The organism is Deltaproteobacteria bacterium (assembly GCA_016210045.1).
Lineage (GTDB): Bacteria > UBA10199 > UBA10199.
On record JACQUX010000010.1, the window covers coordinates 25,106 to 33,233 of the forward strand.

The 8,128-nt window shown below is 61.1% G+C and carries 7 protein-coding genes; 6 read left to right on the forward strand and 1 reads right to left on the reverse strand.

What is annotated here, in order from left to right:
• The first annotated feature begins 628 nt into the window (after positions 1-628).
• From HY696_03280 to HY696_03295, 4 genes are all read left to right on the forward strand, one after another.
• Positions 629-2,593, forward strand: coding sequence for a DNA translocase FtsK (locus HY696_03280; GenBank protein MBI4237427.1), 1,965 nt, complete (start codon positions 629-631; stop codon positions 2,591-2,593).
• A 6-nt stretch (positions 2,594-2,599) separates the two neighbouring features.
• Positions 2,600-3,268, forward strand: a complete 669-nt coding sequence (locus tag HY696_03285; protein MBI4237428.1) for an outer membrane lipoprotein carrier protein LolA — start codon at positions 2,600-2,602, stop codon at positions 3,266-3,268.
• A gap of 38 nt (positions 3,269-3,306) precedes the next feature.
• On the forward strand, positions 3,307-3,594 hold the full coding sequence (locus tag HY696_03290; protein MBI4237429.1) for a hypothetical protein: 288 nt from the start codon (positions 3,307-3,309) through the stop codon (positions 3,592-3,594).
• Positions 3,595-4,073: 479 nt separating this feature from the next.
• A complete protein-coding gene (locus HY696_03295) occupies positions 4,074-4,523 on the forward strand; it encodes a hypothetical protein (GenBank protein MBI4237430.1) in 450 nt (149 codons plus the stop codon).
• Here the strand turns inward: HY696_03295 and HY696_03300 are convergent.
• On the reverse strand, positions 4,520-5,452 hold the full coding sequence (locus HY696_03300; protein ID MBI4237431.1) for a diacylglycerol kinase family lipid kinase: 933 nt from the start codon (positions 5,450-5,452) through the stop codon (positions 4,520-4,522). The two genes, HY696_03295 and HY696_03300, sit on opposite strands and share 4 nt — an antisense overlap.
• Before the next feature lie 167 nt (positions 5,453-5,619).
• On the opposite strand from HY696_03300, the gene HY696_03305 reads away from it, so the two are divergent.
• Together HY696_03305 and HY696_03310 are read left to right on the forward strand one after the other, a co-directional pair.
• A complete protein-coding gene (locus HY696_03305) occupies positions 5,620-6,159 on the forward strand; it encodes a hypothetical protein (GenBank protein MBI4237432.1) in 540 nt (179 codons plus the stop codon).
• A 358-nt stretch (positions 6,160-6,517) separates the two neighbouring features.
• Positions 6,518-8,128 (forward strand): hypothetical protein (locus HY696_03310; GenBank protein ID MBI4237433.1); only part of this gene is annotated, 1,611 nt, incomplete at its 3' end.

Here is an 8,128-nt window from a genome sequence, read left to right on the forward strand (position 1 = left end):
GCCACACGGCCTGATACGGCAAGACCTCGCTCACTAGTTCCATTGCCATACGCCCCCCCTGGACGCGCACTCGTAGACGCTTTGACGATCTACTGTCAACTCCTTCCCCGTTTTTTTTTGACTGTGCGAAAGATCGCTCTTATAATTCGCCGCGCTTGCAGCGGTTGCTCAAGTATGATCTTTAACTTCGCGAGGGGAACGCGCAATCATGGTCACCACGGCTCGCACACGCCGACCGCCACGGAAAGAACTCTGGGCCATCTTGGCGTTGGCGGCAGGCGTTTTTTTTAGTCTCTGCCTCATTTCCTACGATCCGGCCGATCCGGCCCTCAACGTGGCCTCGAATGTTAGCGGCGTCACGAATCTGGGCGGACTCGTCGGCGCGTATCTGGCCGACATTCTCTTCTCCGTGTTCGGCATCAGCGCCTACGTGCTGGCGGGCATCTTCTTCCTGATCAGCACGCTGCTCTTCTTGGGCCGCGACGTGAGTCTGCATCCGCGACAGTCGTTGGCATATGTGGTCATGATCGTCGCGGCAGCAGCGGTGCTGCATTTGCGATTCGAGATGGTTTCGATCCACGGGCAACCAATCGAGGCGGGCGGATTCGTCGGCGGGCTGCTCGGCGGCATGACGGCGCGCTATCTGAATTTGGCCGGGGCCTATGTCGTCGCTGGAACGCTCTTTTTTATCGCCTTCATTTACGCGACGCATGTCTCGCTCTTTTTCCTGTTGCGCTGGAGTTGGCAACTCCTGCGGTTCGGCGCCCATCGGTTGGGACGCGGCCTCGTGATCGCGGCGGCCCGCAGTCAACGCGGCGTTCCGAAACTGGCCCGTGCGTTGGCGGCACGCTACACCGCATGGCAAGAGCGCCGCGCCGTACGCGCCGCAGCCGCGCCAATGGCAACGCGACGCACGACGACAGCGAACGTTCGGATCAGTCGCGCTCCAGACGCCGACGGCGGCTTGTCGGCGACTGATCACGAACCCCCAGCCATGAGTCCCGAGCCACCAGTCCCCAGCCACCAGTCCCCAGCCACCGCATCCGGTCCGAAAATTTTCGAACGCCGCGATCTGCATGAAAAAGAAAAGGCCATTAAGGAAGCCCAGCTCGAACTGGCGCGAATCAGCGAAAACTACGTCTTTCCGTCACTCGCATTGCTCGATTCCCCGAATCAACAACGCGTCGCGATCGACGAAGCCAGTCTGCGCCACAACGCGAAGCTGCTCGAAGGGAAATTAGAAGAGTATGGCATTCAAGGCCGCGTCTCTGAGATCCATCCCGGTCCAGTCGTGACCATGTATGAATTTGAACCCGCGGCCGGCGTGAAAGTGAACAAGATCGTCGGCGTCGAAGACGATCTCTCCGTATCGCTCGGCGGACGCTCGGTCCGGATCGTCGCGCATATCCCGGGCAAAGCAGCGGTCGGCATCGAAGTCCCGAACGCGGAGCGCGAGACGGTCTGGTTGAAAGAAATCATCGGCGATCAGAAATTCCGTCGCGCCACGACGAAGTTGCCGTTGGCGATGGGCAAAAACATCGAGGGCCATCCGGTCCTCGCAGACTTGACCAAGATGCCGCACTTGCTGGTCGCCGGCGCGACCGGTTCCGGCAAGAGTGTCGCCATCAATGCGATGATCTGCAGCATCCTCTATAAAGCCACGCCGGCGGAGGTGCGGATGATCTTAGTCGATCCGAAAATGTTGGAGCTCTCCATTTACGAAGGGATCCCGCATTTGTTGCTGCCGGTGGTGACGAAACCGAAACAGGCCACGCTGGCCTTGAATTGGGGCGTGCGCGAGATGGAGCGGCGCTATCAACTCCTCTCCGCCGCGGGCGTGCGCAACATTTCAACCTACAACGAGCAGATCGAACGGGGCGAACTCGAGTGTGTCTCTCCGGAAGAAGCGGCGGATCGAAAACTGATCGATCCCGAAGCGGCGGTGCATACCGGGACGTTGCCGTATATCGTCATCATCATCGACGAAATGGCCGACCTGATGATGGTCTCGGGGCGCGAGATCGAAGAATCAGTCACGCGATTGGCGCAAATGGCGCGCGCGGCCGGGATCCACTTGATCGTGGCCACACAACGCCCGTCGGTCGACGTGATCACCGGAATCATCAAGGCGAACTTCCCATCGCGCGTCGCGTTCAAAGTGAGCTCTAAACACGACGGGCGGACCATCATCGATGCCGGCGGCGCGGAACAACTCCTCGGGATGGGTGACATGCTCTTCATGGGACCGAATAGCTCGGCGCTGGTCCGAATCCATGGCGCGTTCATTACCGAGACCGAGACGCAGCGGATCGTGGCGCATGTGAAGCAACAGGGCCAAGCACGCTACGACGAATCGATCCTGAAACCGCCGACGGCCGTCACGGAAGAGATCGAAGGCGAGAACGATGAACTGTACGACCAAGCGGTGCGGCTCGTCACCGAAACGGGTCAGGCCTCGATCTCGATGGTGCAGCGGCGCCTGCGGATCGGGTATAACCGCGCGGCGCGATTGATCGAACGCATGGAAATGGAAGGCGTCGTCGGCCCATCGATGGGGAGCAAGCCCAGGGAAATTTTAGTACAGGCGCATTGAGGAAGAATGCAAAAATCAAAATGCAAAAATCAAAATGCAAAATGGGGGATCATCGGGGTCCTTTGCTGTGCCCTGCTGACATCTGGGTCAAGTGCTGGCGCCGCGTCGCTTGATGAGCAAGTCGACACGGTCCAGCGGACGTATCAGTCGCTCGGAGATTTGCAGGCTGCGTTCACGCAGGCCACATATGTCAAGGCGTTGGGCAAGAACGTCAATAACAGCGGACTCCTCTCGCTGAAAAAACCGGGGAAATTGCGGATCGATTATCACGGCAATCCGGCGAAGCAGTACATCAGCAACGGCAAGACGCTCTGGATCACGACGCCCGGCGACCCCCAAGTCATGATGCAAAAACTCGGCAAGGCCGGCATCCCGCGCGAGGCGCTCGCGTTCCTCACCGGCTTCGCGCAACTCCGCGAACTCTTCACCGTCACTGCCGGTGACGCCGGCAAACGCGGCGCGATCCATCTGACCCTCACGCCGAAACGAGGCGGCGGTTTCCGCCGCCTCGATGCGGCATTCAACGAACGCGGTCTGCTCACTGCACTCACGGTCCACAACAACGGCGGCGGCACCGCCAGCTACCGTTTTTCCAACATCCGCACCAACGTCGGCATCGACGACGGCCTGTTCCACTTCTCCCCCCCGGCTGGGAGCCAGGTCATCCGGCCGTAGTGGTAAAGTGACACGATCTCTGCTATCGACAACCTCGTATGAAGAAAAATTATCGGCGGCCGCGCTTTGTCATGGCACAAATTACGACTATCGACAAAATGGACCGCAGTTTTGACATCCGCTTTTGGCAACGTTGCGGCGTGCGAGCCATCTTCGCCACTGCTTGGGGGATGATCGATGAAGCCAGAAAATGGAAGAGACAACGTGGCCGTCAACCCCGACTTCAGAGATCTGTTGCAGTGCTTAAACGCCGCGAACATCTTTGTGTTTCCCCGACAACACAGCCAGTCCCAAAACAACCATTCTCGAGGCACAAGGTCCGCTAATGCGCCAGTGCCTGTTTGCAAAATCGCTTTCAGTGTCCATTAGCCCGGGCGGGGCACGAGGGGTGCCTGCGGGCCGTTTGCCTCGCGTATGATAATCTGCTGTACAATTGCAGGGGCGGCCCGTGCTTCAGCCGGGTGGAGGGGCCAGGGGCACCCAGGGGCTCCCGCAGCCGTTTTCTCCTTGCGAAATCTAACGCCGAAAACGGCGAGGGCGAGCGCGCGGCGGCTCGATGCCGCCGCGATAGCGTACCCTGGGGGCCCCTGGCCCCTCCGCCCGGCCCTCGGAATGCGCACTGACCAGTGCAGTGTGAAATGCGTTGTCGACCCCGCACTCCTTCAGCAATTTTGCAAACACACACTCTGCCCTGCACTAAAAAACCATGTCTAAAAAACCATTGCACCGGGTGCGGGCATACGCTATGCGGCGACTGCACTTTGGGGCGATCTTAACGACACAACCTTAATAAAGGAGCGATCTTATGCGTCGAACCGCTACACTCATCGTAACCCTCGGCCTCATCGCCGGACTGGGCGCCTGCAAGAAGGCACCGGAAGCGACCGGCACCACGACACCGGAAACCAAGACCGAAACGACCGCTCCGGCCCAGCCGGAAGCCGGCAAGGCGCCGGAGGCCACGACACCGAGCACTGCCGCCACACCCACCGCCGGCGGATTGACTGCCGAAGCCATTGCCGATTCGCTGAGTAAGGCGGTCTGCGAACGGATGGCGGCCTGTAATCAAAATTCGGGCCTCTCCGCTGCCGACTGCACGTCCGGTATGAGCAAGGACTTGGCGCAGAATCTGCCGGAGAAGGCGAAGGCCGTGGACAAGGGCGGATTGGACGGCTGCGTGGCCGCGATTGCCAAGGCGACCTGCGACGAGCTGAATTCGCCGGAACCGCCGAAGGGCTGCGAATTCATGAACTAGGCCAGGATGGGCAGCACGCGCGGCAGCAGTTGGAACTGCGCGGGGAGTTGGCCGGCGATTTCGCCGTCGAGTGTAATGCGAACGGGGTGCGAACTGTGCAGCGTGAGCGTATGCGCGGTTCGCACCCCGATCTGTTCCTGACGATCCAATTTCCCGGTGTACAATTTCGGCAACAGCTCGAGTAAGCACCAGCGAGAGAGCGCCCCCACGACGACCAAGTCGAAGCGCCCATCGTCCAATTTCGCGCGCGGCGCGACGTGCATCCCACCGCCGCAGTATTGCCCTATCGCCACGATCACCGTGGTGATCGGCTGCCGCGTCTCCGGTTCGTCGTCGATCGCTAACGTAATATCCGGCGCGCCCCATTGCCAAAAGGCCCCGATCGCACCAACACAATAGTTAATCGTCCCCTGGCCCCAACTCGGGAGCTTCTTCGCGCGATCGACCACATCCCCGCCCAGTCCGACATCGGCGACGTTGCAAAAATAGCGGACCAGCGCGTGGCCGTCGTGCGTGTGCAGCGCAACGCGACCGATGTCGTAGTGCCGCAACCGCGCTCGGTTTAAGTACTTTAGTGCAGCAAATGGTTCTTCCGGAAGGCCAAGGCTGCGCCAATAGTCGGTTCCGGAACCGGTCGGAATCGCGGCGAGCGTCACGTCCGGATGCAGGATCTGGCCGTCCTCCGTCATCACGCCGTTCAAAACCTCGTTGACCGTGCCATCCCCGCCCACCGCAATCAGACGGCGATAGCCTTGCGCAATCGCTTGCGTCGCCAGGATCGTCCCCGCGCCACCGGCATTGGTAAATTCGAAGTCGAACGGACCCAACGTGCGGTGCAGTTGATCGGCCAGCCGTGGCCACAGATGGCGACCGCGACTCCCCCCGGAACGGGGATTGACCACGACGAACGTCTTCGGTGCAGGCGCCATGCGCCCCAATGGAGTAACGAAACCCCACGCCGGACTCAAGCGGTTTCCTGTGGTTAATTCTGACGCTCGCAACGGTCATTCTCAATTCATGTCGCCCGCGCTTACGGAGAAACAGCTAGATAGCGCCGACGCCGCAGTGGCACAACCATTGCTTCTTTGAAGACCCAATGTCGCAACGTCCCTTCTTGCTCGAACTGCAACGAATCCTCCCGGAGTTGAAACGCCTCCATGCGGAGGCCGAAACTACGATCTATCTGGACGCCAATTTCGGACACTACCGCGTCCGCATCGGACCGGTCGGTCCGACGGAACCGAACGGGGACACCACGGCCACACCGCAGCGCCGCCCGATCGAGATCGATGCCACGCTGGATCATTTGTATGTCGAAGGTGTTGAAGTGAGCCCGCTCCCCACCCGCCACGCCATCGACCAACACTTGAAGACGACGGTCATCCTCCATGGCGTCCAGATCCATATCCACGATCCCGATGGCGCCGGCTACACGATCAGTCTCACGCCCCCGCACGCGCCTGAATTGCGTGTGACCCATACGATCAATCTCGCCGGCGACGACGGCACGCGCCGCCTCAACAATTTGCAGCAAACGGGCGACTTGGCCCGCAAGGCCTACGGAATTGTGCAACGGGATCTGCTGCAAACCCTCAAGCGTGAAACCGCTCAGCGGCGGAATAGTTCGGTGTCATAGGATCGCGCGGGCGCACGCTACAGCCACTTCACTCAACCGGATTGACAGAGCCCGTGGGGCCAAGGTGCGTGGGGTACAATGTACTTTGCGTGTTTCAGACACCCAGTCTGCAGCTGTCTGTTTTCAACCAACTGTTATTCAATGGTAAAAACTCACTCTTACTGAAGAATAGCGTTCGATATGCGTTTCGCAGGCTGCCTTTCCGCAGGTAACAAACGACCCCTCGCCGCAACGCGATTCAACTGAACACATCACAATTGCTCATGAATTTTCCACGCGCGCCTTGGCACTTGCCTTGCGTCTATACGACATCAAACAGCATACCCGCAATCAGCTGACACCTCTCAAGGGGGCGCTTATGAGTCGTCAACGCATCGGAATCTTGGGATCGCTCGCCGTGGCCGTCGGCTATCTGTACGCGGTCGGGTGCGGCGCGCTGACGGCCAATGTAACCGGGAGTAGCACCGGCAGCGATGGCACGAGCAGCGGCAGCGGCACGACGGTGACCGTCAGTGGGACGATCACCACGCCCGGCGCCAGTGCGTCGGCCTCGCGCTCCAAGGGTCTCGGCCGGAAGGCGATCGAGGACGTCGCGGCGGCCGGCTTGGCGGGGACGTTGTACGACGCCGTCACCGGCGACGCCGTCGGGACCTTCACGACCGATAGCGCCGGTGCCTACACCGTGGACTGTGAGCTGGAAGAGCACCCCGAGTCCGATAGCAACGCCTCCGCCGACGACGCGATCGTCACCGCCCAACTCGCGTTGGAAGCCGAAAACGCAGACGGATCCATTCACATCGAGACGTTTGTGGAAGTCACCGTCGACCCGGAAAACCCCGACGCACCGATCACGGTGAATGCCGACTCCGACACCACGATCGCCGCGCAGGCCTTGCGCAGCCAGTTCGGCATCGTGGCGTGGGGCCAGGGCAACGCCGCGGCCTTCGTGCAAGGCGACCCGTTCTGTTTCTTCCAACTCCAACACGCAGTCTTCGCCTCCGCCGATACCGACAGCGACGGGATGGCGGATGACCTGGGCTCTCTCAAAGCGCTCCTCGAAGGCGCGATGGCCGGTGGCGACGTCCACCCGGCAGACCTCGGGTACGAGAACTGGGGCGCGGTCATGCAAGCCACGCTCGGCGGCGAGCTGCCGACGACCGACGCGGATGGCGACGGCGTCGCGGATGCCCTCGACGCGCTGGCCACGGCGGCGGCCGGCGCCACGGGCGACAGTGCGGACGCATTGCTCAACAACTACAGTGACGGCCTGAGCGCGATGGCGATCCTCGGCACCGCGTTCGGCGACAACATGGCCGGCGCCATGCCGGCCGCCGCGAATCTGGCCAAGGGGCGGCACAAGACCGCCGCCACCGGCGGCGCCAGTGCGTGTGACACGCTCACCGGGAGCGACGCCGGCGACTCCAGCTACCTCAACGTGCTGGTCGGGTCAGTGATGGAATGCGAAGTCGAGGAAGGGGGCTGTGACGAGGCCTATGCCGACCCCGAAGGCCTCGGCGTGTTGATCGCCACCCTGGATGAATTTCTGGCCGCCGACAATTTGGCACAGGCCGGTCTCCCGTTTGTGTTGAACAGCATGCTCGTGACTGACGGCGCCGACGGCTTCGACGAATACCTCAGCGCCGATGGGACAACGCTCGACTCGACCCGAATCGACGGCCTTGTCGCCATCTGTAACACGTACGACCCGGCACTGAACGAGGGCCAGCTGGAAGATTGGTCGTACGCGATGATCCAGACCGTGGAGACCCAAGGCTGGGACACGATGTTCCAAGCGGACGGCACGGTCGATACCGGCAAGATGGAATTTTTTGGTGGATACTACGATGCGCTGCTCGGCAGTGGGGACGCAAACACGCTCGACTTCTCGGGCATCGACTACGACGGCACGGCCGAGCTTCTGCAGCAGGACTTCACCGAGCTTGGCGCCGGTGGCACAATCTTCGGCGAC

Bases quoted from the DNA above. Each gene is read 5' to 3' on its own strand.
- HY696_03280 (MBI4237427.1), top strand. From the start codon at position 629: ATGACGGCGCGCTATCTGAATTTGGCCGGGGCCTATGTCGTCGCTGGA.
- HY696_03285 (MBI4237428.1), top strand. From the start codon at position 2,600: ATGCAAAAATCAAAATGCAAAAATCAAAATGCAAAATGGGGGATCATC.
- HY696_03290 (MBI4237429.1), top strand. From the start codon at position 3,307: ATGAAGAAAAATTATCGGCGGCCGCGCTTTGTCATGGCACAAATTACG.
- HY696_03295 (MBI4237430.1), top strand. From the start codon at position 4,074: ATGCGTCGAACCGCTACACTCATCGTAACCCTCGGCCTCATCGCCGGA.
- HY696_03300 (MBI4237431.1), bottom strand. From the start codon at position 5,452: ATGGCGCCTGCACCGAAGACGTTCGTCGTGGTCAATCCCCGTTCCGGG.
- HY696_03305 (MBI4237432.1), top strand. From the start codon at position 5,620: ATGTCGCAACGTCCCTTCTTGCTCGAACTGCAACGAATCCTCCCGGAG.